This is a genomic window from Candidatus Nitrosotalea sp. FS (assembly GCF_011319475.1).
Taxonomy (GTDB): domain Archaea; phylum Thermoproteota; class Nitrososphaeria; order Nitrososphaerales; family Nitrosopumilaceae; genus Nitrosotalea.
On the sequence record NZ_RCMC01000014.1, the window covers coordinates 1 to 1,070 of the forward strand.

Sequence of the window (1,070 nt, forward strand, 5' to 3'; positions counted from 1 at the left end):
ATGACAAACAAAGTCATTCTAGGATTAGCATTGATGCTAGTACTAGTAATACCGGCAACATCATTGCCTGTTATGGCACAATCGACCATAGCGTTGAATTCAGCTGGGGCAACTTTTCCATTTCCATTGATTGACAAATGGAGAGTTGAATACGCAAAACTCCATCCTGATGTTTCATTAAACTATCAATCTATTGGTAGTGGTGCAGGAATCAAATTGTTTACGCAAAAGACTGTTGATTTTGCTGCATCTGATGCGCCATTACAGACAAGTGAAGCTGCCCAAGCACCAGGAACACTTCACATTCCTGAGACTATAGGTGCAGTTACTGTCTCCTACAATCTTCCTGGAATATCAAAGGGACTCAAATTGACAGGACCAGTGATCGCAGACATCTTTGCAGGAAAAATCTCCAAATGGAGTGATAAACAGATCACTGATCTTAACCCATCTTTGACTCTGCCAGACCAAGATATTGTTGTAGCCCATCGTTCCGATGGTTCTGGTACAACATTTGTCTTTACTAGCTATCTTTCTGCAGTAAGCCATGACTGGAAAACCAGTATAGGCGCAGCAAAGTCTGTTCAATGGCCAAAAGGAGTTGGAGGCCAAGGTAATGCTGGAGTTGCAAATATAGTGAAAACCACTCAGTATAGCATAGGATATGTCGAACTTGCATATGTGATGCAAAATAACATGACCTACGCTTTTGTCCAAAATGCTGATGGCACTGATTTTGTAGAACCTACTCTTGCAACAATTGCTGCTGATGCTGCATCTGCCGCAACCTCGCTTCCAAGCCCTGATGGTGATTGGAGTAAAGTCTCAATAGTGAATCAACCTGGAAAGGATTCGTATCCTATCTCATCCTTTACCTATCTACTTGTGTACAAAGATCTCTCACAAGTAAGTGGTATGACGCAAGAAAAAGCTAAAGCAGTAGTGGACTTTCTAAATTGGGCAATTCATGATGGACAACAATTTTCATCAGACTTGCTTTACGTACCACTACCAGATGCAGTAGTAAAGGCTGATGAACAAGCTATCTCTAGTATTGCCTTCACAGGAGG

1 protein-coding gene is annotated in these 1,070 nt (G+C 41.8%); it reads left to right on the forward strand.

The features are described 5' to 3' along the window. Nucleotides 1-33: 33 nt before the first annotated feature. The coding region (pstS, locus tag DYY66_RS00260; RefSeq protein WP_166285185.1) for a phosphate ABC transporter substrate-binding protein PstS at nucleotides 34-1,070 on the forward strand (1,037 nt) is incomplete at its 3' end.